Here is a 26487-nt window from a genome sequence, read left to right as displayed (position 1 = left end):
AAGAAATCTATTTAGATACACAAAATTCATAAAGAGGTTCCTTCATCGTAGTCAGAGCAAACAACTGCTTATCACATTTTAAATATCCAAGAAGCAGGATTTTCCGTTTTAGAATTATTGAAAATACTAAAACTTAAGGTCGTTTGCCCATTAGAAGGGTTCGTAAAAACTTCGCCAATTTCTTGTTTGGTAGTTACCTTATCACCTTTTTTAACGTAAATTTTCCCTAGGTTAGAATATGCTGTAAAATAATTACCATGTCGAATTAAAACGGAAGGGTTTCCATTTTTAGACGCTATAATTCGATAGACCTCTCCGTTAAAAACCGCACGTACTTTCGCGTCCTTTTCTGTAGCGATTCTAACCCCATTACTTTGTATCATAATAGTTTTTACAATCGGACTTGGCTGTCTACCATAACGTAATTTTACAACGCCTTTTTCTACAGGCCAAGGCAATTTACCTTTACTAGTAATAAAGCTATTAGCTAACACTTTGTCTTCTGGTGTCATTGCATAAGCGGTGGACTTTGAAGTAGATTTCGTTCCAGATTTTGCATTCGAACTTGCAATCGCTTCTTTAATAATACGCTCTATTTCTCTATCTATTCGATTTGCTTCTGCTTGTCGGTTTTTAATTTGCGAAGCATATTTACTTACATCTTTATTAATAGCAGACATTAATGTTTCGTGTTGTTTTAGTTCTTTTTCTAATTCAACTTGTGCTATTTTATTTTCATTAATTAACTGCTGTTTATCTGCTTTTTGCTTTAATAACGCTTTATTAGTTACTTGTAATTCTGCTGTTTTAGCTTTTATAGATTCGCCTTGTTCCTTTTGGTATTCGGCATATTGATTAATGTATTTTACCCGTTTATATGCTTGCTGAAAATTACTAGAAGACAATAAAAACATCACGCGGCTTTGCTCACTTTTACTCTTATATGAAGTAACAATCATTTTAGAATAATTGTCTTTTAGCGTCGCTAATTCCTCTCTTAATTGGGATATTTTATTTTGGTTATCATTAATTTCTCTAGTGAGTAAATTGGCTTGTTGGTTAGTAACTTTAATTAAATTTCTACGTACGCTAACTTTATAATTTAAATCTTCAATTAAGGTTAATTGTGATTTTTGCTGCGATTTGTTTTTAGAAAGTAAACTATTGATTTGCTGAATTTCTCTACGCAATTCTTGTCTACGTTCTTCTAATTCTTGCTGTTTTTTACTTTGTGAAAACGACAGCGAAGTGTAGAAAAACAGTGCTACTAAAAAGGCTATTTTGTATGTAAGTTTACGCTGCATTATTTAAGTATAATTTCATCAAACCCAGAAGGAATATTAAACGGAAAGCTTAGTTTTTCATTTAAAGCTATGGACTTAAACTCTAAATGCAACCTTGTTTCTTCAAAACCTTCCACAGCATTTATTTGTATCTGTTTCGGAAACGTTTGTTTGCCTACTTCTTGATAACTAGTATAATCTATTTGAAGCATTCTCTTTTCTTTTGCTTGCGCTAATTGTTGTGAATTTATTTTAAAATGTGAGGCATCTAAAAGGTAAAACAACTCGAAAGCTTCCGGTTGTATTTTAGGTTTTAAAACGTATTGATTTTCTTGGGTTAGCACTTCAAAATCACCATCCTTTAAATCATATAAAGCTTCGCCCAAAAGCATATTTTGCACTTTATTGAAGTCCAAATCTGTTCCGAGCAAATCGCTTAAATATTTATAATCTCCATCAAAATACGTGTTATCTAATTTATTATAAAAGCTTACACGCTCTGGAGTAATTAGCGCTTTTATAAAACCTAATTTACTCATCCAGATCACTTTATCCTTTTCCATTCTAAAACTTACTGTCGTGCTTTTAGAATTGGAACCTTCGGTATAATCTATTTTCACTCTAGCAACCAGTGTTTTAAAATCTGGAGTCTTTTTATTATTCTCTTTAATAAGCTGTTTGGCTGAAAGGTTTAAATTACTATTTCCTGTAGCTACTGTTTTGGAGGATCTACAACCAATAAACAAGAAAACAAAAAAGGAAAGTGTGTATATAACGCGTTTTGTATGCATTTAATTTGTAGATTCTAATTGTTTTGCTTTATCACTAAACGTCTTTGCTTTGTCTGTATTGTTTAATTGTGTGTACGAAATGCTTATTTGTTTGTAAAAATCGCCTTCCATTTTAGTATCATCTATCACATAATCTAAACCGGTTTCTAAAACACGAATCGCTTTTTCGGGTTGGTTTAGTTTATTTTGAGCAACGCCATTTACCAAATAAAATATGGGTTGCGAAGGGAACTTATCTAAAGCCTCATTACTCATGGTTACCGTTTTAGTATAGTTTTCTACATCTATATATAACAACAATACATTACGAAGCACCCCAAAATTTTCTGGTTCCTTTTCTAGTGCTTTTTCATAATAAGTTACTGCTTTTACTTTATCGCCTTTCGTTAAAAAGTATTGCGCTACTTCTATATTCGATTTCCCTTTTTCCGTTTCTGTGATTTGTGAGGTAATTTCAACTAGTTGGGTTTCGTATTCTGGGTTTTTACCAACAAATTTTACAAAATCTTGAAGCACCATCATTTTGGCTTCTGGTTTAATCTGACTAGAATTTAGTACAATTTGCATGGAAGCAACCGCTTTATCCGCACTGTTTTCATCTAAATAAAATTTGTACAAAGCTAGATGTACCATTTGCGAATTAGGATGGCTTTCTAGAAGTTTTTTGGCCGTTTCGAAAGCTTTTTCTTTTTCGTTATTTTCGCTATATCTAAAGATTAGAGAAAGATAATTTTTTTCTTTATCTGGATTTTCTTCTACGCGTTCTTCCAGGTTTTCGATCTGTTCTTTTTTATTTCCGGTAGCATTATAAATTCTATTTCTTACACGATCTCTTGTATCTGAAACGCCAAGTTCTGCATCCATTTCATCTAAAACCTTAAGTGCATCCTCGTATTTTTTAGTTTTCACATACAATGTTGCTAAGTCTTCTTTATAATCTGGATGGTACTTTACAAGTTGTTTTACCGTTTTAATAGCTTTGTTTAAGTTATTTTGTTTTGCATAGATATCATAAAGCTCATCTAAATACCATTCGTTGTCGGGCTGCTTTTTTATGGCTCTTTGCAATGCATCTTCTGCTGCTCCAAAGTTTTTAAGTTTATTATAATTTTTTCCTAATTCAAAATATAAAGCGGCATCTGAATCGTCTAATTTTTCGCATTTTAATAAGGCTTCAATAGCACGGTCGTAGTTTTCTATTCCTTTTTGTTTTAATGCTTCAAAGAAGAGTTCTTGGTATGCATCTTCATTATCCCCTAAATCATCATCTGGCTTTTTATTAAAATCAACTTGTGCATAGTTTCCCTGCGGAAACAGAAGTATTCCGAAGATAAAAAGTAATATGTATAGTTGTTTTTTCATAAATCACGAGACCTTTCGACTGCGCTCAAGGTGACATTTAGTTAAACAATAAAGTCAATAATTATTCTAAAATAGAATAATCACCAATACTAATTTTAGTAAACTCGCCATTATACTTCACGTGATTACCAATCATAGCTTCGTCTAAATTAGCATTTTTTATACTTGTATTGCTTTGTATTAAACTATTTTTAACGCTTGCATTTTCTACGATACAATTATTACCAATAGATACGTTTGGTCCTATGGTACAATTTGTAAGTTTTACGTTTTCGCCAATATAACAAGGTTCGATAATTTTAGCGTTTTCTAAAGTTACGGAATCTGCAATTAATTGCTCTTCATTATCGGCTTTTAAAAAGCCTAACATTCTCGTATTTGTTTCAATGGTAACGGCTTTGTTTCCGCAATCCATCCATTCATCCACAGTTCCTGTTTTAAAGACTTTTCCTTCTGCCATCATGCGTAAAATACCATCGTTAATTTGATATTCGCCGCCATTCATAATATTTTCATCTAAAACCTCCTGTAGTTTCCCTTTTAAAACCGCAACATCTTTAAAGTAATAAATACCAATTACGGCTTGATTACTGACAAAGCTTTCCGGTTTTTCTACAAGTTCTGTAATATTATTTTCGGCATTTAATTTTACAACACCGTATGCTTCTGGGTTTGCCACTTTTTTAGTCCAAATTACAGCATCTGCTTCTGGATCTAAATTAAAATCTGCACGAATTAAAGTGTCTGCATACGCAATAACGGCAGGACCAGAAAGGGATGGCTCTGCACACATAATTGCGTGTCCGGTTCCTAACGGTTTATCTTGTCTGTAAATAGATGCTTTTGCACCAAGGCTTTCTGCTAATGCTTTTAAACTAGAAACTACCTCGTCACCAAACCAGGCTGGATCGCCAAGAACAAATGCAATTTCTTCAATAGGTTGGTTTAAAACTTTTGCAATATCCTTTACTAGCCTATGCACTATTGGCTGCCCTGCTACAGGGATTAATGGTTTTGGTACGGTTAAACTATGTGGACGTAAACGAGAACCTCGTCCTGCCATTGGTACTATTATTTTCATCGAAAAATATATTTTTCGTTTCCGTGAAAACGGAACTCTTATTAAACTTTATCCTTTTATACCTGCCAGGTTTTAAAAACCTTGCAGGAAAACTATCTATTTGTTCCGTTGTTGATTTGCTTTGCTACGTCCCAACAACTATTGGAAACACAAATGTTATTCTTTAGTATTCTAAAATCAAAAATCAGTATTCGTTAATCTCCAATCATTTTACTCCTGTACTCCCAAAACCACCTTCACCACGATCTGTTTCAGAAAGTGTTGTAACTTCTATCCATTCTGCTCTTTCATGCTTTGCAATTACCAATTGAGCAACACGTTCTCCATTTTCTATTGTAAAATCTTCATTGGATAGATTTACTAAGATCACACCTATTTCTCCTCTATAATCTGCATCTACGGTTCCAGGCGCATTTAAGACTGTAATTCCTTTTTTGGCTGCTAGACCACTTCTTGGTCTTACTTGTGCTTCAAAACCTATTGGTAATTCTATAAATAAACCTGTTTTAACAATGGTTCTTTCTAAGGGCTTAAGTAGTATTGCTTCTGTGATATTTGCTCTTAAATCCATTCCTGCAGATGCTATGGTTTCATAGTGCGGTACTGCGTGACTGGATTTGTTTATTATATTTATTTTCATTATCATCTTCGGTCTTCCTAAAAAGGGAAGAAACTGTTTTAAATTATACTTTGATTTTATTGCGATGCTTCCGTTACCTTCCGCAGGACAATTACTTCTGGATAAATATTCGTTTTAATTCGTTCTTTTCTAATTGAAAAACGAGACCTAAAAATACAATTATTGCACCAATTCCTATAAAATAATTTCCTCTAAATCTATAAAAACTTAAAGCGGAAAAAACGATAGAAACCAATAGATATAATCCTATTTTCTTCATGTTATACGGAATTGGATAATACTTTCTACCAAAATAATAGGAAGCAAACATCATACAAGTATACGCTGCAAGTGTTGCAATTGCAGAACCTTTATAACTCATTATTGGTATCAGCCAAAAGTTTAAAGCGACTGTTAAAATAGCTCCGAAAACTGAAATATATGCTCCAAACTTAGTTCTGTCTGTTATTTTATACCAAACCGATAGATTGTGGTAAATACCTAAACAGAAACTTGCCAATAATACAATGGGAACAATCCACATGGCTTCCCAATATGCTTCATCTCCTATAAAAATAACTTTTAAGAAATCTGCAAAAACAATTACAATTAATAATATTACGGATCCGAAAATAACAAAGTACTCTAAAATTTTAGCGTAGTTTTTTTGCGGATTTTCTGTTTTAGCATGACTGAAAAAGAAAGGTTCTATTCCTAATCGATATGCGGTTGCAAAAAGTGTCATGAACAATGCTAGTTTGTAACAAGCAGAATACATCCCTATTTCGGTTTTAGCAATGCTTTCTGGTAGTAGTTTATCTAATAAAATTCTATCAAAAACTTCGTTTACAGAAAAGGCAACTCCAGCAATTAAAACTGGAAAAGCATAACGCATCATTTGTTTCCAAAGAATCATATTGAAGGTATACTTTATCTTAAAATAAAACGGAAGCATCAATAAAAGCGTTACGCCACTTGCTACCAAATTAGCGATAAATATATATTGGATTTGGAAATCTGGTTTATAAATAGATGCAAACACAGCAGATTCGGCGGCTATATCTTTTAACCAAAGTAGGAAGAATAGATTTAAACCAACATTAATAAGTACGTTTAGTATTTTAATTGCCGCATACTTCATGGGTTTCGCATTTGCTCTTAACCAAGCAAAGGGAATAATAACTAAAGCATCTAACAGTAAAATCCAGATCACTAGATTAATGTACTCGGCTTTAATATCTGTAAAGCTTGCAATATTATTTTGAAAAATTAATGCTAAAACAAAAAAGCTCAAAGAACTAAGTATCAAAGAAACGGCAGAGGTGCCAATCACTTTAGATTTATCTTCTTCTTTATTGTAAAACCGAAAGAATGCGGTTTCCATTCCGTAGGCAATAATGACGTTAAATAAAACGAAATAGGAAAATATTAACGAGACATCTCCATAATCGGCAACCGTTTTTAGCACACTTTTATCGGTATGCAAACGCACCAACAAAACACTTAACATTCTAGGTAGCACCGTTGCTAGACCATAAATAAAAGTTTGTTTAAAAAGTGTTTTTAATGTGCTCAAGAAGCTTTTTTTTAATTCTGCTAAATATACATATATAAAAAACGATGTACAATGCTAAATAGTATTAGTGCTGTGGTGGAGCACTTGGATACATGTCTCTAGCTTTTTCGACTAGATTTTCAATTTTAAAATATTTGGTAATATTATCTTCTATATAGCTAATTACGCATTCGTTATCTTTTAATTGAAAAGGAAAAGTTGCTTGGTTTGGTATTTCATTACCATATTCCGCACTTTTATTGGTACTCATTATTATATCCTCCTTTTGGTTTGCTAATGTTCTAAAATTTGCTACGTAACCCGAGTTAATGGCTTCTAGTTTAGATTCCCTACCTCTAAAATAAACAGTATCTAACACTATATTATTTTTATTCTTTTCCATAAGAATAAATAAATTAACACCAGAACCGCCACCTTTAACTCCCGCAGTCCAATACTTAAAACTGGTTTCCCCTAATATAAACGATGGGTTTTCTTGAAAATCTTGCATACTTATTTTATTCGTTTGGTTACTCGCTTGTTTTGTACTGGAACAATTGGAGAAGTTTACCATCAAAAAAAGTAGAGAAAGAGATAAAATAGATGTTTTAATAAAACTCATGAAAATGGATTTAATGATTATAAAGATAGTAAATCAAATAGTGTTCCATAAAAAAACCTCACGATATGTGAGGTTTAATTTTATTATAATAAGATACAGAAGTCAATCCTGTAAAATAACACTAGTTATTTAAAGCTTCCGCTCCTTTACTAAATTTGACTCACTGTGCTTCGTCTAATTGTTCAATGCTTCCGCCTTTTTGAAGAATTTGACTTGCTACGCTTCGTCTAATTGTTCAATGCTTCCGCCTTTTTGAATAATTTGACTCGCTGTGCTTCGTCTAATTGTTCAATGCTTCCGCCTTTTTGAATAATTTGACTCACTGTGCTTAGTCTAATTGTTCAATGCTTCCGCCCCACCAACAATTTCTAAGATTTCATTAGTAATTGAAGCTTGACGTGCTTTATTGTATGTCAATTTAAGTTGATCTCTTAATTCTGTCGCATTATCTGTAGCCTTATGCATTGCTGTCATACGTGCTCCATGCTCACTAGCAAAAGAATCTCTAATTCCCTTATACAACTGTGTTTTTAAAGACTTCGGAATTAATTGCTCAACGATTTCTAATTTTGAAGGTTCAAAAATATAATCTGCATTATTTACTGCTTCACCTGCAACTGGTACAATTGGTAAAAATTGTTCCGTCATTACAATTTGTGTCGCTGCATTTTTAAACTTGTTGTAAACAATTTCAATTTGATCAAATTCACCAGAAACAAACTTCTCCATTAGCATTTCTGCTATTTCCGCTACATTATCGAAAGTTAAGTCGTCAAAAATAGTGCTTTTGTTATCGATTACGATTCCTTGTTTCGCAAAGGCATCGTTCGATTTCTTTCCTATTGCTAATACAGATACTTTTTTACCTGTATGTACATTAGAAATCAAGTTTTTGGTTTGCTTAATAATGTTGGAATTAAAAGCACCACATAATCCTCTATTCGAAGTTATAGATACAATTAATACATTATTAACGGTACGTTGTTCTGCAAATTTACTTCCAGAATCTGCATCTAAAGTTGCACTTAAACTTTGTAAAAGTTCAGTCAATTTATCTGCATAAGGGCGCATTGCTGTAATAGCATCTTGCGCTTTTTTCAATTTTGCAGCAGATACCATTTTCATGGCACTAGTAATCTGCATCGTTGAAGATACTGAAGATATTCTGTTACGTATTTCTTTAAGATTAGCCATTCTTTATTTTATAAAGACTCTTCGCATACGCTCTGAGTGACATTAGTTTAATAATTTAAAGTTAAAGTTATGAGTAAGAAAAACTCTTAACTCATAACTCTAAACTTATAACTTCTTTATGCTCTATATTTAGCAGAAAGGTCTTTACAAACAGTCATTAATGTGTCTGTAACCTCGTCTGTTAATTTCCCTGCTTTTAAAGTATCTAAAACATCTCTATGTTTCGCATTTAAGAATTCAAGATAATCTCTTTCGAATTCTTTAATTTTATTTACAGGTACGTCTTTTAATAAGTTTTTAGACCCAGCATAAATAATTGCAACTTGATCTTCTACTGTAAACGGATCGTTTTGACCTTGCTTTAAGATCTCTACGTTACGTTTTCCTTTATTAATTACATTTAAAGTAACCGCATCTAAATCAGAACCAAACTTAGCGAAAGCTTCTAGCTCACGGTATTGTGCTTGATCTAATTTTAAAGTACCTGATACTTTTTTCATAGATTTAATCTGTGCATTACCACCAACACGAGATACAGAAATACCTACGTTAATTGCCGGACGTACACCAGAGTTAAATAAATCTCCATCTAAGAAAATTTGTCCATCTGTAATTGAAATTACGTTTGTTGGAATATATGCCGAAACATCTCCTGCTTGTGTTTCAATAATTGGTAATGCTGTTAAAGAACCACCACCTTTAACCAAAGGTTTTAAAACATCTGGAAGGTCATTCATTTCTCTAGCAATAGCATCATTATTAATGATTTTTGCAGAACGTTCTAATAATCTTGAGTGTAAATAAAATACATCTCCAGGATACGCTTCACGTCCTGGTGGACGTCTTAATAATAAGGATACCTCACGGTACGCAACTGCTTGTTTTGATAAATCATCAAAAACAATTAAAGCTGGTCTACCAGTATCTCTAAAATACTCTCCAATAGATGCTCCTGTAAAAGGTGCATACACTTGCATTGCAGCAGGATCTGATGCATTTGCAGCTACTATTGTTGTGTATGCTAAAGCTCCTTTTTCTTCTAAAGTTTTAGCAATTAAAGCTACTGTTGCAGCCTTTTGACCAATAGCAACATATATACAATATACAGGCTCACCTGCATCATAAAATTCTTTTTGATTTAAGATAGCATCAATACAAACTGCAGTCTTACCTGTTTGTCTGTCACCAATCACTAACTCACGTTGTCCTCTACCAACTGGGATCATAGCATCAATTGCTTTAATACCTGTTTGTAATGGTTCTGTTACCGGCTCTCTATAAATAACACCAGGAGCTTTACGCTCTAAAGGCATTTCATAAGTTGTTCCAGCGATTGGACCTTTACCATCAATTGGGTTACCTAAAGTATCTACCACACGACCAACAATACCTTCACCTACTTTTACAGAGGCAATACGATTAGTACGTTTTACTGTAGAACCTTCTCTCACTCCTACTGAAGTTCCTAAAAGTACAATACCTACATTATCTTCTTCAAGATTAAGTACAATACCTTCTAATCCACCATCAAATTCTACTAACTCACCATATTGTGCGTTAGCTAATCCGTAAGCACGTACAATACCATCACCTACTGTTAATACTGTTCCAACTTCGTCTAAGGAAGCGCTTGCTTCAAAACCGGATAGTTGTTGTTTTAAGATTGCTGATACTTCAGCTGGTTTTACTTCTGCCATCTTTGTTATAATTAGATATTAGACGTTACACTCTAGATGTTACCATCTTTTGAATAACTCTTTTTTAATTTAATTCTGTTCTCTTTTTTGTAAATTCGAAACCAATCTTTTTAGATACCATTTCTAATTTATCCTTATTAATAGTTCCATCATCATTAATGACTTCTCCATTATATAATATTTTAAACGTTTTTTTTGACATTCCTGAAGCACTTAAACTTGGGTGTGTTCCAGATTCAAAATAAACCGTTTCTAAATCCTTAGATATAAGTTCAAAATATCCAACCATTCCATTTGGATTTGTATCTCTCTTATATTTAGGGTCACTATATGTATTATACTTTAAATAGAATAGCTCTTCTCCTTTTAAATTGGAAATGATAAAAGACCCATCAGATAATTTATCTTCCTCAGAAAGAACGTATTCTGCTTTATTAACAAACACTTTACCTTTCTTTATTTTCACCTTTTGTGCTGCTCCACTAAAAGTAATAAGTAAGAATAGGATAGATAAAGTATTTCTCATCGTATTAATTAATTGTAAACTCTCTTTTCAACTTATTCAATTGGCTAGAAATACTTGCATCGTACTGCGTATCTCCAACTCTTAAAATGAAACCACCTAAAATGCTTTCATCTACTATATTTTTTATTGCAGTTTCTTTTCCTGTAAGTTCTTTAACTTTTGCTAAAACTTGCGTTTCTAAAGCTTCTGTTAAAGATACAGCTGTTGTAACTATTGCAATTTGACTACCTTTTTGTTGCTCGTATAAAGTTATAAACTTTGCAGCTACTTGTGGTAATAAATCTGTTCTTTTATTCGCAATTAGCGTATCTATTAGGCTAACCGTTGCTGGACTAATTCCTTTAAAGATTTCTAATAAAGCCGATTTTTTTATAGCCGAAGTAATTACAGGACTATAAAGCATATCTTTTAAGTCTTTACTTTGCGCCACTGTATTGTTAATTAGCTCCATGTCACTATTTACAACTTCCGTTGTATTTTTGTCTGTTGCTAAACTTAAAACCGCTTTTGCGTAACGTATTGCTGCTCTTTCTCCTGCCATAACTTAAACTTAGTTTAATTTAGCATCATTTAACATAGAGGCAACTAATTCTAATTGCTTGTCTTTGTTAGCTAATTCTTGACGTACTACTTTTTCTGCAATCTCTATAGACAAACCTGCAACGTGGCTTTTTAATTCTGCCATCGCCGATTTCTTTTCGCTTTCAATAGCACTTTGCGCTTGAGCAATCATATTGTTTGCTTGCGTTTGTGCTTCTGCCTTCGCGTCTTCAATCATTTTGTTCTTTAAATCTCTTGCTTCTTTAAGCATAGACTCACGCTCTGCACGTGCTTCTTTTAATAAGTTTGCATTATCTGCTTGCAGGTTTTGCATTTCTAATTTTGCTTTTTCAGCAGCATCTAAAGCACCTTGAATTCCTTCTTCTCTTTCCGTTAAAGAATTCATGATTGGTTTCCATGCAAATTTCACCATTAATAAGATTAATAATAAAAGTAGTATTGTTTGCACTACAAATAACCCAGGTGAAAAATCATTTAATAACTTATCCATTTCTAAATGTATTTAAATTTCTTCTTTTTTAATTTAATAAACACAATCTGCAACCAACCGTTGCAGATTTGTGTTTTTAATTTGATTGCTGCTTATTTCCCTAAGAATAAAGCACCGAATGCTAATCCTTCTAAAAGTGCTGCAATAATAATCATTGCTGTTTGGATTTTTCCTGTTGCTTCTGGTTGACGTGCAATACCTTCCATTGCTTTTCCACCAATTTGACCAAGACCAATTCCTGCTCCGATTACGATTAAACCTGCTCCAATTAAATTGTACATAATAAAAAATTTATAGTTAAATTAAAAAAACTCTTGTTAAATGAAATCTCCTCGCACATCTTCTGCATCGGCAACTTCGTGACCATGATCATCATGTGCATGTTCATGATCGTGCTCTGCTACAGACATACCAATAAACAATGCAGAAAGCATGGTAAAGATATACGCTTGTAAGAAAGCAACTAATACTTCAATTAATGTTATGAAAAAAGATAATACTAATGATAACCCTGTTGCACCTACAACACCTAAAGATTTTTTAAGTGTAAACATAATTGCTATTAAACTCATTACTACAATATGTCCTGCAGATATATTTGCAAACAAACGTACTAATAATGAAAATGGCTTAATGATTAATGCTCCAGCTAATTCAATCACAGCTAAAACTGGACGAATTAAAATTGGCACTCCTGGCATCCATAAAATATGCATCCAGTAATCTTTATTACCACTTACGGTATATATTACTAGTGTAAAGATTGCCAAACAAGCAGTAACTGCTAATTGACCTGTTACATTAAAACCAAATGGTGTTAATCCTAATAAGTTTAAGATCCAGATAAAAAAGAATACTGTTAATAAATACCCTGTAAATTTCCTGTAGTGTTTTTCTCCAATATTTGGTCTTGAAATTTCGTCTCTTACATATAACACTAACGGTTCTAATACACGACCAAAACCAGTTGGCACTTGCCTCTTTTTGTATTGTCTTGCTAAACCAGTAAACCAGAACAACATTAATAAACCAATTAGTAAAACTCCTACTACACTTTTAGTAATAGAGAAATCTAATATTCTGTGTGCGTTTGTTGCGTGGTGTGTTTCATCAAAAGCTACTGTTGCAGCTCCGCCATCTAGTTCGTAGATCTTAGAATGAATCTTTGCGAATTTTACTCCGTTTTTCTCTACAACTACATGACCATCATCATTATGATGAAACTCCGAAGACATAAAAGTGACTAAACCTTCACTTGACCATAAAATTACAGGTAATGGAAATCCGAAATGTTTACGTTCACCTTCATCACTCGTATATGAGAATAATGAAAAATCGTGCGAATCTTGTATGTGATGCAAAATGTACGCTTCTACTTCTGCTTTTGTATCTACTTGACCTCCTGAATTTTCTACAGGATCTGTAGTGTTTTCAGCCATTGCGAAAGCACTTACGAAAAGCATTAATACTAGTGAGTAAATTTTAAAAGTTTGTGTAGCTACCTTCATTGTTAAAAAAATCAAAAAAACTGTGTTTCTAAATTCGGTGCAAAACTACGGAAATTATTGAAAAAACAATTACTTTTTTTTTAATAATATTTAGCCCTATTTTTTACTTAATATCTTCGCTATGAAATAGACTTCTAAAAAAAGAAAAAGAAACACTGGTATTAATAGGTTAAAACCTTCTATTTTACTCAGGCTCTCCACTTTAAAAACAGAATTTTTAAAGATTACAGCAAATAACATAAGCTTTGTAATAAAAGTAAACAGATACACAAAACCAAGTTGTTGCGACCATTTTTTAGTGGTATCAAGCACAGCAAAACCGGTACAAATAAGCAATGACACTATAAAATGAAATAGATAGATGGAAAATAGTGGAACACTTAGTGTAAGATTTAAATCTTTTAAACCCGATACGTGAATTGTATAAGAAGCTGCAAATAAAAATGAAAAACCAATACAATAGAAAACAATTCTCTTAATCATTGTCTTCCTTATCTTTTGACATTTTTAAAACTTGGCTAATTACAAGGTACATAGAAATAAAAACAGCGAGAAGTGTAATGCTATTTTCTAAATACGTGGTTTGGTATTTATTATCTAACCATTCTCCAAGTACATTACCTAACCAAATGGTTCCTCCCATTTGAAAAGCGGTAGAGGTAAACCGTAAAAACTTACTAGGCACTTTGTCCTTTCTTTAACTTCTGTGAAGTGTTGTCATTGTTTACTTCTTTCAAATCACCTTTCATGACACAGTTTACATTAAATGTTGCTCCAGGCTCTACTTCTAGTTTCCCTAAAACCACTTCGCCTTCAATATGAGCAGAAGATTTTAAGGTTAAGGTTCCTGTTAACGTAAGGTTTCCTGAAAATTTGCCTTCAAAATAAGCATCAGAACCAATTAGTGTTCCTTTTATAACACCAGATTTTCCTACTACTACTTTTCCTGGTGTTTTTAAGTTTCCTTCTATAGTCCCATCAATTCTTAAATCACCTTCACTAGAAAAGTCTCCAATAATACTGGTTCCTTTTGCAACAATGTTTTGGCTCGAACAATTCTCGTAATCGTTTTTATTTTTTTTACTATCTGAAAACATGGCTATTATTTTATTATTGGTCAGCTTTAATATAATCGTCTAAATTCTTATGAATCTGAACAATTTGATAATTTGGAGAGGAAATAGCTATAGATGGTTTTGTTATTTTAGATCGATCCTCATCTCTTAATATATATGCAAATCCTTTTGCTCCATCGATACTTTTTAGTCCGTGAATGACAACAAATGTTGTTTCTGGATTATACACATCTACCGAAGTAGTTAATCTATAATGTGGAACATGAGCTGTTACTTCGTTTAATGTTTTTACAAAACTTGTTATTTCTTCTGTATCCGCGGTATTGAATTTGTACAACACTTTATAATTACCATTTAAACTATCGGAAGCAAATTCTTTTTCAGCCAACTTAGGTAATGCATTGTCTGACAAGTCTTTTGCTCGTTGTCCTTCTGGTGTGTTCGCATAATTAAGTGCTACAAAATTAATGGCCTTTTTATAGGCTTCATAGCCATATAAACGTCCTGTTGCTGTTGCCTTAAGAAGCTCAAATTTAGAAACTATTGCCTCTGCTTCAAAAGCGGTAATATACTTTTCTATATCCGAAAGTACTTGCGTATATTCCTGATTTAAAAATTGATTATACAGGTTTTTGTATATAGTTTCTGGACTATTCGCATCCTCCAGGTTTGCTGCTTCTGGATTATTTAAAATAGTTGCATATCTAGAATCTGGATAATTGGTGGTAATATCCTTTTTAGTGAACTCCGCTTCTCCTTGATCTCCTAGCAATTGATAAATCTTGTATAGATTATATTTGGAAGGAAGCACTAGATTTTCTTCCGGATTATTATTTAAAAGTTGTGTGAATTTACGCTTCGCTAAAGGATATTCTTTAAATTTCTCTTTATAGATTAAACCTAATTGGTAGTATGCAAAGTTTCTTTCTTTCACGATGCTGTCTACTGCTTTCGCTTCGGAAGGAATTTGATCTACATAAAACTGAGGATCGTATAATTCTTCTTTGGAAGCATTTGTTAATACCGGATTTTCTTCTATAGCACTTATAGACGAATTTGAATTACTAGACCATCTCCAATCATCTTCTAATTTACGGCTTCCCCAATCTTTAACAAACTCGGATTTACCATAAGCTACTGTTGAAGTATTGTAAAAGTAAAAAGAAGAACCTTGTCCTGGTGTTGGGCCACCTCTGGAACCTTTTCCTCCTAAAGCAGAAGTTTTATTACCAAAGCTATTGTTGCTGATAACAAGTCCTTTATTTCTTTCTGCAGCTTCTAGTCTTTCTTGCTCCTTTTCGGCTTCCACCTTAAGTTTCGCTACATGTTTTTCAAAAAACGCAAGCTTATCCTCTTTAGACAAGGAAACCAACCTTAAAATACTATCGTTATTTTTCGCGATATCTTCATACAAAATAACATCTTCAAGATTATCTCTTTTACGCTTAATAACTCTATATGGTTTGGTGTTTACCACCATATTAACCATGGTACTATCATAATAATCACCAGCACTTTTATATTGGGCAGCTATGAATTTCATGTCCCCAATAATCTCATAGGTTCTAGCTTTTAAAACCTTATCACTAGTATCTGTTCTTAAGGATTTATTATAGTATGCAAGCGCTAAAGAATCGGATTGATTCTTTAAATGATACTCCCCAATCTGATGGTAAATCTTATCTAAATAAGGTCTGTTTTCACGATTTTCTTCTAAATCGGTAAGTAATTCTAAGAACTCTAATTTGTTTCCTTCGTTATAGTCAAAGTTTTTTGCTTTTTCAATATGTGCACTAATAAGGTACATTCTTGGCGTGCTTCGGTTTAAATCTATAACCCTATCAAAAGCAATGTTTGCGCTATCTTTATCCCCTAAAGCATTGTACAATTGTCCTTGTATAAAACGATATCTTCCGCGTTCATCATTACTTTTTGTAGTACTAGATGCGATATCTATTTGTGTTAAAGCGCTATCTAAAGATTTTGTATTAATATAGGCTTGCGCAAGAATAGAAGTGGCATCTGCTAAGTCTTGATCTTTTAATTCTTCCTGATCTAAAAGACGTTTTAAATTTTTAATAGCAAGTTCTTCATTTTCCAAACGAATATTGGATTTTTCTCTCCAGATTTTAGCTTGATTAATCTTATTACTGGCTGGATACTTGTATAAAATGTAATTGAAAGATTCTAAGGAAGGAACAAAACGTTGATCAAAATAACGTGCTTTTCCTAAAAGTAAATACGCTTCATCTATTTGGTAATTATATTCTTTTCCTTGAATATTCATACCGTGTTTCTGAATCGCTTTTACCGCTTTTTCTTCTGCTCTACTAAAACTTTCGTTTTTGTTTTGCCCAGGAAGTGTCACTTCTTCAAAAACTTGCATTCGCTCTATTGGAAGGATTTCCCAATAATTATCGGTATAACTTTGGTTCAGGTTTTCTCGACCTTCTTCCAGCGAATTATAACCATTAAAAAGCGTATTATCTCGAGCAGACAATGCATGATAATTTCTACTAATAAAGCTGTTCTTTTTTCTAGAACAGCTAGTTATTAAAGTTACAGAAACTAAAAGGACTACTATAATTTTGTAAGATGTTTTCAAAAGCTGTGTATTTAACTCAAATAAATAACTGTAAACTCAAGCATATATTATAAATGGCATCCCTAATTTTAAATTAGAAAGGATATAAAAACCGCCTAAGCACGTAAAAATACGCATCTTTTTTAATTTAGCTATAAAAACGAAGTGTTTTTAGATTATTTCTGTTCCTGCAAAGTGTGCTTCCAATTCTTTTAGAGTAGCTTCACTAGTTACAATATCTTTAACAATCTCTCCTTTTTCAAGTACAACTATACGATCACAAACATCTGTAATATGCATTAAATCATGACTAGAAATAAGTACGGTTACGCCTTGTTCTTGTGCTAAATTTTTCACTATTTGTTTTAGCTTTATTTGGGTTGTTGGATCTAGATTAGCAAAAGGCTCATCTAATATAATTACTTCTGGATTCCCTATAAGCGCAGCAACTATTCCAGCCTTTTTTTGGTTTCCTTTACTTAGGTCACGAAGATATTTTTTCTGTCCAATAATTTCACCATGAAAAAAGTCTTCAAAAGTAGCTACTAATGCATCTACATCTGCTTTATTTTGTCCTCTAAGTTCCCCAATAAAATAAAAGTATTCTTCTGCGGTTAGGTAACCAATTAAAAAGCTTTCGTCTATAAAAGAAGAAGTAAACGGTTTCCAGTCTTCACTAAGGTTTACCTGAATACCGTTATTTTTAATAGACCCCGTTGTTGGTTGTATTAAATCTAAAAGCAAACTAAAATAAGTGGTTTTTCCTGCCCCATTATTACCAACTAAACCAAAGCTTTGTCCTTTAGGGATTTCTAAACTTTCAATGTTTAAAACGGGATTTGAATTGTATTTTTTGGTAAGGTTTGTTGTAGTTATCATGTTTTTATATTTTAGTTATCTTGATCAAAAGCAGCAATCATTTTATATTTTGAAGCTAAATATCTGTTGGTTATAAACTTCATTATTTTTTGGTGAAAAATAATTCCTATTACACCTAAAAGAATAAGTACTAGAATACCTATTTCGAAATTGAAAGCAAAATTGAAAATTGCAAATATGCCCATTGGTAAAAGCATTAGTGGTAAACCAATAATCCATTGTACAGCTCCTGTACCTTGAAAGTTAAACGCTGCTCTTTGACTTAGGTCAATTTTTTTTCGATTAAAAGAACCTCCTAACAATATGACATACGTATTCACTCCAATATTATAAACTGCTGCTGCAAAATGCGCTAGTAAAATTTTCCAACCAAAGTACACGTAAGGAATACTCAACACAAATAAAATAATAACACTTAAAGTCATTAAAGTGTATTTTGATTTTAAGTATTGTTTGTACTTAATGTTTTGACTCATTAGCATCTTGTAGTAACCACTATCCCAAGCAGGAATGAATTGCCCGAAGTTGATAAGAAAAATTCCAGTTACAAAAATACCAACAAATGCAAACAAGAACTCTTTATCTTGATACATCGGGTTTGGATAAAAGAATAAGCCATATAAAAGACCAAATAAAACCATCCATACTGCTGATTTTGGACGTTTATTACGCCAAAGCAATTTTAAATCTAATTGCATAAAAGGAGCAATATCTCCAAACTTTTTAGTCCATTCGAAACTAGAAGCGTTTACCGCTTCCGTTTTGGTTTTTAAGGAACTGTCTAAAAATAATTTTTCACGAAGAATTTTAAAATTATAGAGGTATAGACCCCCTAAAGTTAGCATGGGCACTATTAATAATAACGGATTATTAGAAACAGCTTGAATACCATGAGATAAAGCCCCGGCAATATTAATTATTTCAAAATGGTTTAATGCAAAAAGAGATCCTGCAAAAAGTATAATCGGTAAAAAAGATAATTCTGTTTTTGCCGATAAGCTTTCAATAATAAAATTTAAGAAATTATTTATCAGTGTAATTAGCACGATAGTAAGCATCCAAACCAAAACAACAGAAACGTTGTAATCTTTTAGAATAAGTGTAATACCGAATGGCACTATTGCAAATAAAGGCAAGAAATTAAAAAAGGACAATGCAGATTTTCCCAATACGAAATTTACGACTTTACTTCGTTTTATAGGAAGCGTAAGTAACGGTTTGACACTCATTACCGGTAATTTCTGGAAGAAAAAACGGATTACTAAATCGCCTAAAATCCAAAAGAAAATAAACCCATTAAACATTACAAAAGGATCACTTTCTGGAAATACTTTTTTAAGTAATGGATACATTGCAATTCCCATGATTAAAAACATGGCAACAAAATACAAGGCAAAAAAGGCCATTACTATTTTTAGCGCTACACTTTTACCAAAACTTGCCGATCTAGTAAATTGTTTCCACTCTAAGTCTAAAAAACGTTTTATCATTATGGTTGGTTTTGAGTATTAGTACTCCCGAACTTGTTTTTGTTACAAACAAAATTCTGGATATGTTGTTTTTAATAATTGTTCTGCTTTATTTGGTAAGACTTGAAAAGTTACAAAAAGCCAAAGAGAAAGTAATGTGGAAAACACAGAAAAACCGAATACGAAATAATAGTTTTCAAAGATATTATTTGAAAAATTAACCAAAAGATGTAATTGTGCAATTAATCCAATGCTAGAGCTTCCGGCTTGTTTAAATATAATTTCTTCTAAATACCATTTTTTGTGCGATGCTTTTTTTCGTGTATTAAATTGTCTTTTTAACTGCACACTTTTAATAAGAACCAAAACAACCATTATAGAATAAAAGGCAACAAAAAAGTAATTAGCCAAAGACGTAGAAAAAGCGGTGTGAAAAAGTAAAAAAAGTAAAATCGCACTTAGTACTTTAGGTAAAGTAAACCATTGTTTAAGCTCTGTCCATAAAAACTTTAAATAGCGTTTATGCATTGCTTTTTGACGTTGCTCAATAGCGCTCATGAAACCAAAAATACCAAACTTTTTAAACGCTTTATCCCGCGCATCCTCATAGGATACATTGGGGTGTTTTATCCAAATAGATTCTATATCATTTGCTAGATGATCTACTAATTCTGTTTGCAAATCGTAATGTTCTACAAAATGTTTTATAGTGAATGTATAAAGATCCTCTACCTGTTCTTTATTAACCTTCAAAGTAGGGCTTAAAATTTTATGCTTTTCTGTTTTTTTCGAAATAAACTGTTGCTTTTCTTTACTTAAACTATTCATTAATCTAGACTAAATTTAGGGTTTACCAGAAGTTGCATGGTTTTAATATAATCCTGAAGTTCTTGCAGTTTACTTTGGGTTTCCTTGCTTCCTTTTTCGGTTAGCTTATAGTATTTTCGCAATCTATTATCTACCTTTTCTACCTCAACCTCCAACAAGCCTTCTGCTTCTAATTTATGTAAAGCGGGATATAAAGCACCTTCCGTTATCTTTAATTCTCCGTTGGTAATACTTTTTACTTTTTGCGTGATTTCATAGCCATACATTTTATCTCCTTCATTAAGAAGCTTTAATATAATGGTTGTTAAACTCCCTTTATACAATTTATTATTTGCCATAAATCAAATATACATAAAATTCTTATGCATAAAAGAATTAGGTATAAATTTTAATAGAAAAGAAAGACAAAACGGAAATGCTTCATTATTTTTACAAAAAATTATAATATGTCGCAATTTCATAAATTAACCATTGAAGATATCCATAGAGAAACTGAAAAATCAGTTACGATAACCTTTAATGTACCAGAAAACCTAAAAGAGACTTTTACTTTTCAAGCAGGACAATATATAACGGTAAAAACCACAATTAATGGTAATGAAGTAAGACGAGATTACTCTTTATGTTCCTCTCCAAAGAGTGGCGAATTAAAAGTTGCCGTAAAAGAAGTAGAAGGTGGGACATTTTCTGCCTATGCAAATAATAGTTTAAAAGTTGGAGATGTTCTAGAAGTCGCTTCACCAAAAGGAAGGTTTGTATTTACACCTAACGACTCTAAAACTAAAAATATAGCTGCATTTGCTGCAGGAAGCGGGATTACTCCTGTATTAAGCATTATAAAATGTGCCTTGGAAGAAGAAGTACACAGTAAAGTTATTTTAGTTTACGGAAACAAAACGACTAAAGACACTATGTTTTTGGATGCGCTACTAGCCTTGCATCATAATTACAAAGAGCGTTTTTCTATTCAATTTGTATTTAGTCAAGAAGATGAAGAGGATGCTATTTTTGGTAGAATTGAAAAAAGTACGGTGAATTATGTTATGAAAAACAAGCATAAACATATTGATGTAGATGCTTTTTACCTTTGTGGTCCAGAAACCATGATTCATACGGTTAAAGATGTTTTAACAGAACATGAAATACCACAAGAAAGAATTCATTTCGAGCTTTTTAAGGCTGCAAAACCAGCTCCTGTAAATGAAGATGCTGTAGAAGGGGAAACCGAAATAACGATTACTGTAGATGATGAAACAACCACATTTACTATGTCTCAAAAACAATCTATTCTTGAAGCTGCGTTAGACAAAGATTTAGATGCGCCGTATTCTTGTCAAGGCGGAATTTGTAGTAGTTGTATTGCTAGAATTACAGAAGGAGAAGCCAAAATGAGACAAAACAATATTTTAACAGAAAGTGAATTGGCGGAAGGTTTAATTTTAACCTGTCAAGCACATCCAACAACTTCTAAAATTATTGTGGACTACGACGATGTATAAACAGAAAAAATATTTAAAATCATTCTTGTAACAACATTTTATCGATGAAAATCTGGTTTTAGCTTAAAAAATATACACTTTAACGATTATATTATCTTTTCCTAGAGGTTAATTTTTTTTAAAAAATAAACGAAATATATTCGTTGCAGTTTTAAACGATAAATGATAATAGTTAGGGATTATTTATTTTATGGTAAGTTTAAAATAAACCCTACTCTTCGGAGTAGGGTTTTCCATTTTAAGACCTAAAATTCTCAATAACAATACCTTAAATATTTAAATTATAGCATTTATAGTGTCTACCACTTTTTGTGGAGAAATACTTTTTGAAGCATCTTGATAGCCTTCAGGAAACGAATTTCCATAAATAGAAGTTGGTATCAAGGGAAACTGTTTTCTATCTGCCAACAGTGCATAATTTTCTGGTTGATTAAATGGAGAGAAACCTGCAAAAGGATGTGTAACTCCCCAAATAGTAACTGCTTTTATACCAAGCATTGCTGCAAGGTGCGCATTACCAGAATCCATAGACAACATTACATCTAGATTAGAAATAACATCTAATTCTTCATTTAAACTTAATTGTCCTGCTAAATTAACTACGTTCTTGTTTATCACTAAACCTTGTAGTTCTTGAATATCTTGTTTTCCTCCAAATAGAAAAACAGTATCCTCTTTAGACAGTGCTTCAATTACCACACGCATTGCAGATAAAGGATACATTTTACTTTTAAAAGCAGCAAACGGCGCAATACCTATCCATTTTTTGGTTTTATCTCCTGTTTTAGAACGTGTATTTTTTTGAAGTTTAATTGTTTCCGGAAAAGTAGGATTGCTTAAATCTACAGGAAAACCAAGTGCTTTAAAAACATCTGCATAGCGCTCGTGAGATGTTTTTAGTGGTTTGAAATGTGCACCAGAAACCAATGCTTTTTTTTCTGCTCTACCTTTATTTATCTGAATATATTTTCTTCCGAAGAAAAAGACTTTTAGAATCTTAGTACGCAACACATTATGCAAATCTGCAACGGCATCAATATGTAATTTTTTTAATTCTTTTGAAAGTTTAAAAAGTCCGAAAACCCCTTTATGCTTTCCTTTTAAATCTATTGGATAAACAGTAACGTTCTTTAAATCTCTAAAAAAAGGAGCAAAAAACGCACGTGTTAAAACGGTGATCTTCACTTCTGGATGCTGTTGGGTAAGCGCTCTTAAAACAGGAACCGTCATAGCAACGTCTCCCATTGCAGAAAGCCGGATAACTAATATGTGTTTTGGTTTTTTAGACATTATAAATACGGTCACACGGAGCGCAGTAAAAGTGTTTTTATGTCCTGTCTCTCCTTTAGTCTTTTACTGCGCTCAGACTGACAGTTGTATGTTTTTTTTACTTCTGACCTCTTAAAACTGGATTAAGCTCATCATCATTATACATTTTCATTTGCTTATACACTTTCATGTATTTATCTCCATTTTCGATATCTTTTAACAAAGTATCTATTGCTGTGGATAAATCTACACGTTGTTCTAATAAGATGTCTAATTTCTTTTGACAAGCAGCTTTATGAGCATCTGTTGCATTGGTACGAGTTGCTTCTTCCTGCATATGATATACTTTTAAAGCTAGAATAGATAATCTATCGACTCCCCAAGCAGGACTTTCGGTATTAATTGTAGCATTTTCTTTTACAGAAACATCTTTATTTTTTTCTAAAAAATAGCTATCAATATACTCTACCATATCTGTTCTGTCTTGGTTAGAAGCATCTATTTGACGTTTTAATGCTAAAGCAGCAACAGGATCTATTTGTGGATCTCTTATAATATCTTCATAATGCCATTGCACTGTATCTATCCAACATTTTCGGTATAACAAATGTTCTAATACATTCGCTTCTTTATCATAAATGTTAGTGAAAGGTTGGTCTACAGTATTTAAAACGTGGTAGGTATTAATTACGTCTTGAAATATTTTATTGGCTTTTTCTGAAAACATATTTTAATTTATTTGATTGCAAATATACATTAATGAAACCAAAAAAGCCGCTTAAAGCGGCTTTTTGGAATCAAATTAGATTAGTTTAATTACTGCTTAACAAATCGTTTAACGATTGTTTTATTATCACTAGTTGAAATTTTTGCAAGATATAATCCAGCACTTAATTGATCTAAATTGAGTTTCACTTCCCTTAAATTAGATTCTGCACTGTAATCTTTAGTCATAATTAGCTTACCAGTAATACTGTATACGTTAATAATAGTATTCGTATCTAATATATCTGATTTTACAATTATGTATTTCGTTGCAGGATTAGGATATAATTTTATATCCTTATATAAGGCTACTGTTTCTTCATCTAAATCTTGACTATTTTGCGTAAATTCTTTTATTACCGTATTATCAAGTGTTTGCTCATTAGTAACCGTTGTATCCGATTTCCCTAGATCTTTTCCACCATCTACTTCTATTTTAGAGTTTCCAAATATTTTATCGATACCAAAATCAACTCCTTCTGTTGTTTCTTGTAAATTAAATGCATAGAAACCATCTGGATTATTCGTTCCATTATCTAAATCAAAAGTAGTAGTGAAAGATAAGAATGGTGGGTTATTTTCCGGTGTTATTGCTTGTACAATTTTCATACCTGCTGTAACATTACTAAAGGTATAATTAGGGTTAGAGAAAGATGTAAATCTAGTATCTACATATTCATCTCCAGAGTCTAAAACGCCGTTTTCATTTAAGTCATTATACAAATTAACAACAACATCTGTTAAAGGCGTTTCACTTACATCTTGCGCACCATCTCTATTATTATCATCCCATACTATACCAGAGATATTGAATATTAAAACAACATCTTCATTAATTCCAAAATCGACTCCGGCAACATCCTCAGTGGCACTAATTGCAACCACAGCATCTGTTGTTAATATATATGTGTTTTCATCTGTATCTTCAGGTGTAACAACAACCACAAATACGTTTTCTTCACTTACATTACCAAAACTATAATAACCGTTTTCGTCGGATCTAGTTACTGCTAATTTCTCGTCATTTTCATCTAAAACACCATCGTTATTACTATCGGCATATAAAAATAAGATAACGTTATTTAAATAAGCTTCTTCGTTTTCATACGTTTGATTTTCATTATCATCATCAAATACAATTCCATCAATAGTATAGTTAATTAAGGCATTTTGATGGATTCCAAAATCAACTCCAGAAACATCTTCTGTTGTTGTAATTACTACCACTTCATTGGTTGTTGAAGTATATGTATTTTCTTCAGTATTTTCAGGTACTGTTACAATTACTAAGACATCCTCTTCACTAATATTAGTAAAGTTATAATACCCGTTTTCATCCGATGAAGTAACCGCTAATTCTTGGTCACCTGCGTCTAAAGCGCCATTATTATTACTATCTGCATATAAAGTTACTCTTACATCGTCTACATAACCTTCTTGTGTATTTTGTATTCCGTTCTCGTTATCGTCATCAAAAATAGTTCCTTCTAAATTATAAGAAACTACTACATCTACCACTAAGTTTAGATAATCTGCAGCATCTGTTATTTTACCTCGATCTTCAGGAGATAAACCTTGAATCTCGATTAAACTTCCTAATTGAATATTGTTACATGTTTGCAATTGCCCTGGTTGCGTATAGCTTTGTACATAACTTTTTCTAGTACAGCTTGAAGAACAAGATCCGTAATGCGAACAAACCTTTTGGTTTTTAAGTAAATGAAGATTACTGTTTTTATCTTTTGCTATTTGCGCATAGACATCTTCATTATTTGCCCAACTAAACGTATTTGTATTCAAGTCGAAATGTTGCATTTGGTAGGTTGTAACCGCATAAATTTGACCATCATCACTTACAGCAATATCTCCAAGCTCCCCTTTATATAAGAAACTAGAATACCCATAACTATCATATTTAGGACTAGCATTTGAAATATTAGAAGAATCTCCACTAAAATCGGAAAGGTTGTTAAAACAAACCTCTAATAGGTAAATTCTATTATTATAACTGTTATAACTACGTTGTGCGCTTACGGTACTCGAACTACTTCTTGGACTAGAAGAAATACTTCCCATACTAGTAGAACCACTTACATCGTTTGTGTTATCGATTAAACTAGACTCGGAAACATAGTCAAGCACATTAAAGTTGCTTTTTTCTTTTGTTAAACTTTTAGTTGCAAGATCATTACCGCTTGGTAAAACTTCTCCTGACGAGGATCTACTAGTACTTGTTTCGGCAGCAGTGTTTAAAATTGAACCGTTTTCAACTTTCCTGCTTTCTAATTCTCTCTTCAATTCATCCTTTACATTAACCACACCACCAGATGTTCTATAATTATAACAACTTGTAGGGTACTCCATTGCGAAGTAAAGTTTACCATTGTAAAAAGTGGCTCCTCCAGAACCTAATCCTCTAGATGAATTTGCATGTCCGCTTGAAGTAAAATAAGATTTAATATCTCCAAAAGATTTATGTGTATTCGAATAGACATTGTAACCATATACCGTCCAATTGTATCTTGAAGCTTGATTACTTACGTAAAAAATCCATCCTGTATTAGCATCTACTGCTAATGAATTTATCTCAGATACATAAGGAGAGGATGTTAATAAAGTAGCTTGATACGATTGCATATTTACTGTATAAATATGACAACCTGCAGAAACAATTAAGGAATTATCATCTGTGGTCATCATTACAGTTGCAGCTTGTCCTTCTAAATACAAGGGCGCATTAGCTTGCATGGTATGAAAACCAAATGCAAAAGTAAAAAAGGCTAGAATTGTAATTTTTAATTTCATGTTTGTTAGTTAGTTTTATGTTTA

At 32.3% G+C, this 26487-nt stretch carries 26 protein-coding genes; 1 reads left to right on the top strand and 25 read right to left on the bottom strand.

All coding sequences use genetic code 11. The features are described 5' to 3' along the window. Positions 1-71 precede the first annotated feature (71 nt). The 22 genes from ACVCZW_RS15675 to ACVCZW_RS15570 all read right to left on the bottom strand — a co-directional run bounded on the left by ACVCZW_RS15675 (position 72) and on the right by ACVCZW_RS15570 (position 20463). The gene (locus ACVCZW_RS15675) at positions 72-1304 is read right to left on the bottom strand and encodes a murein hydrolase activator EnvC family protein (RefSeq protein WP_452230629.1); all 1233 of its coding nucleotides are present in this window, start codon (positions 1302-1304) and stop codon (positions 72-74) included. Then, positions 1304-2074 carry a DUF4292 domain-containing protein gene (locus ACVCZW_RS15670; RefSeq protein ID WP_452230628.1) on the bottom strand — a complete coding sequence of 257 codons (771 nt, stop codon included), beginning with the start codon at positions 2072-2074 and terminating at the stop codon, positions 1304-1306. The genes ACVCZW_RS15675 and ACVCZW_RS15670 overlap by 1 nt, the downstream gene beginning before the upstream one ends. Then, complete coding sequence (locus tag ACVCZW_RS15665) at positions 2075-3436, bottom strand: tetratricopeptide repeat protein (protein WP_452232851.1); 1362 nt, start codon at positions 3434-3436, stop codon at positions 2075-2077. It abuts the gene before it with no gap. 61 nt (positions 3437-3497) lie between these two features. Next, positions 3498-4517, bottom strand: a complete 1020-nt coding sequence (locus tag ACVCZW_RS15660; protein WP_452232850.1) for a sugar phosphate nucleotidyltransferase — start codon at positions 4515-4517, stop codon at positions 3498-3500. Positions 4518-4722: 205 nt separating this feature from the next. After that, positions 4723-5157: a dUTP diphosphatase gene (gene dut, locus ACVCZW_RS15655; protein WP_452232849.1), complete on the bottom strand. Its 435-nt coding sequence runs from the start codon at positions 5155-5157 to the stop codon at positions 4723-4725. Positions 5158-5248: 91 nt separating this feature from the next. Beyond that, positions 5249-6712: an oligosaccharide flippase family protein gene (locus ACVCZW_RS15650; protein WP_452232848.1), complete on the bottom strand. Its 1464-nt coding sequence runs from the start codon at positions 6710-6712 to the stop codon at positions 5249-5251. A gap of 64 nt (positions 6713-6776) precedes the next feature. Continuing rightward, complete coding sequence (locus tag ACVCZW_RS15645; RefSeq protein WP_452232847.1) at positions 6777-7313, bottom strand: hypothetical protein; 537 nt, start codon at positions 7311-7313, stop codon at positions 6777-6779. 333 nt (positions 7314-7646) lie between these two features. Then, positions 7647-8507 (bottom strand): ATP synthase F1 subunit gamma, encoded by an 861-nt coding sequence (gene atpG / locus ACVCZW_RS15640; protein WP_452232846.1) that lies wholly within the window; start codon positions 8505-8507, stop codon positions 7647-7649. 116 nt (positions 8508-8623) lie between these two features. After that, on the bottom strand, positions 8624-10204 hold the full coding sequence (atpA, locus tag ACVCZW_RS15635; protein ID WP_452230621.1) for a F0F1 ATP synthase subunit alpha: 1581 nt from the start codon (positions 10202-10204) through the stop codon (positions 8624-8626). Between the two features lie 64 nt (positions 10205-10268). Beyond that, entirely contained in the window at positions 10269-10730 is a 462-nt protein-coding gene (locus tag ACVCZW_RS15630; protein WP_452232845.1) for a hypothetical protein, read from the bottom strand. Between the two features lie 4 nt (positions 10731-10734). Then, positions 10735-11271, bottom strand: a complete 537-nt coding sequence (gene atpH, locus ACVCZW_RS15625; protein WP_452232844.1) for an ATP synthase F1 subunit delta — start codon at positions 11269-11271, stop codon at positions 10735-10737. 9 nt (positions 11272-11280) lie between these two features. Next, positions 11281-11781, bottom strand: coding sequence for a F0F1 ATP synthase subunit B (locus ACVCZW_RS15620; protein WP_452230619.1), 501 nt, complete (start codon positions 11779-11781; stop codon positions 11281-11283). 92 nt (positions 11782-11873) lie between these two features. Further along, positions 11874-12062 carry an ATP synthase F0 subunit C gene (gene atpE / locus ACVCZW_RS15615; protein WP_013993139.1) on the bottom strand — a complete coding sequence of 63 codons (189 nt, stop codon included), beginning with the start codon at positions 12060-12062 and terminating at the stop codon, positions 11874-11876. A gap of 36 nt (positions 12063-12098) precedes the next feature. Then, the gene (atpB, locus tag ACVCZW_RS15610) at positions 12099-13244 is read right to left on the bottom strand and encodes a F0F1 ATP synthase subunit A (RefSeq protein WP_452231165.1); all 1146 of its coding nucleotides are present in this window, start codon (positions 13242-13244) and stop codon (positions 12099-12101) included. Between the two features lie 141 nt (positions 13245-13385). Next, on the bottom strand, positions 13386-13772 hold the full coding sequence (locus ACVCZW_RS15605) for a DUF6168 family protein (protein ID WP_452232843.1): 387 nt from the start codon (positions 13770-13772) through the stop codon (positions 13386-13388). After that, positions 13765-13974 carry an AtpZ/AtpI family protein gene (locus ACVCZW_RS15600; RefSeq protein WP_452230617.1) on the bottom strand — a complete coding sequence of 70 codons (210 nt, stop codon included), beginning with the start codon at positions 13972-13974 and terminating at the stop codon, positions 13765-13767. The genes ACVCZW_RS15605 and ACVCZW_RS15600 overlap by 8 nt, the downstream gene beginning before the upstream one ends. Beyond that, positions 13967-14386 carry a bactofilin family protein gene (locus ACVCZW_RS15595; RefSeq protein ID WP_452230616.1) on the bottom strand — a complete coding sequence of 140 codons (420 nt, stop codon included), beginning with the start codon at positions 14384-14386 and terminating at the stop codon, positions 13967-13969. Before ACVCZW_RS15595 ends, ACVCZW_RS15600 begins: the two co-directional genes overlap by 8 nt. Positions 14387-14399: 13 nt before the next feature. Continuing rightward, positions 14400-16970, bottom strand: coding sequence for a type IX secretion system periplasmic lipoprotein PorW/SprE (gene porW / locus ACVCZW_RS15590; protein ID WP_452232842.1), 2571 nt, complete (start codon positions 16968-16970; stop codon positions 14400-14402). A 150-nt stretch (positions 16971-17120) separates the two neighbouring features. Continuing rightward, positions 17121-17828 (bottom strand): ABC transporter ATP-binding protein, encoded by a 708-nt coding sequence (locus tag ACVCZW_RS15585; protein WP_452230614.1) that lies wholly within the window; start codon positions 17826-17828, stop codon positions 17121-17123. 11 nt (positions 17829-17839) lie between these two features. Continuing rightward, complete coding sequence (locus tag ACVCZW_RS15580; RefSeq protein ID WP_452232841.1) at positions 17840-19318, bottom strand: DUF5687 family protein; 1479 nt, start codon at positions 19316-19318, stop codon at positions 17840-17842. A gap of 42 nt (positions 19319-19360) precedes the next feature. Beyond that, the gene (locus ACVCZW_RS15575; protein ID WP_452230612.1) at positions 19361-20125 is read right to left on the bottom strand and encodes a hypothetical protein; all 765 of its coding nucleotides are present in this window, start codon (positions 20123-20125) and stop codon (positions 19361-19363) included. Next, entirely contained in the window at positions 20125-20463 is a 339-nt protein-coding gene (locus tag ACVCZW_RS15570; protein ID WP_452230611.1) for a PadR family transcriptional regulator, read from the bottom strand. Before ACVCZW_RS15570 ends, ACVCZW_RS15575 begins: the two co-directional genes overlap by 1 nt. A 108-nt stretch (positions 20464-20571) precedes the next feature. Here ACVCZW_RS15570 and ACVCZW_RS15565 point away from each other — a divergent pair, with 108 nt between their 5' ends. Continuing rightward, positions 20572-21624, top strand: coding sequence for a 2Fe-2S iron-sulfur cluster-binding protein (locus tag ACVCZW_RS15565; RefSeq protein WP_452232840.1), 1053 nt, complete (start codon positions 20572-20574; stop codon positions 21622-21624). A 276-nt stretch (positions 21625-21900) separates the two neighbouring features. Here ACVCZW_RS15565 and ACVCZW_RS15560 read toward each other — a convergent pair whose 3' ends face one another. From ACVCZW_RS15560 to ACVCZW_RS15550, 3 genes are all read right to left on the bottom strand, one after another. Then, entirely contained in the window at positions 21901-22914 is a 1014-nt protein-coding gene (locus ACVCZW_RS15560) for a glycosyltransferase family 9 protein (protein ID WP_452232839.1), read from the bottom strand. A 97-nt stretch (positions 22915-23011) separates the two neighbouring features. Then, on the bottom strand, positions 23012-23620 hold the full coding sequence (locus ACVCZW_RS15555; RefSeq protein WP_452230608.1) for a DUF4254 domain-containing protein: 609 nt from the start codon (positions 23618-23620) through the stop codon (positions 23012-23014). Positions 23621-23709: 89 nt separating this feature from the next. Then, entirely contained in the window at positions 23710-26463 is a 2754-nt protein-coding gene (locus tag ACVCZW_RS15550; protein ID WP_452232838.1) for an SdrD B-like domain-containing protein, read from the bottom strand. Between the last annotated feature and the right edge of the window lie 24 nt (positions 26464-26487).

The organism is Lacinutrix sp. MEBiC02595, from assembly GCF_053601555.1.
The sequence above is the reverse complement of the archived record's forward strand: the minus strand, read 5'-3'. Positions and strand labels throughout refer to the sequence as shown.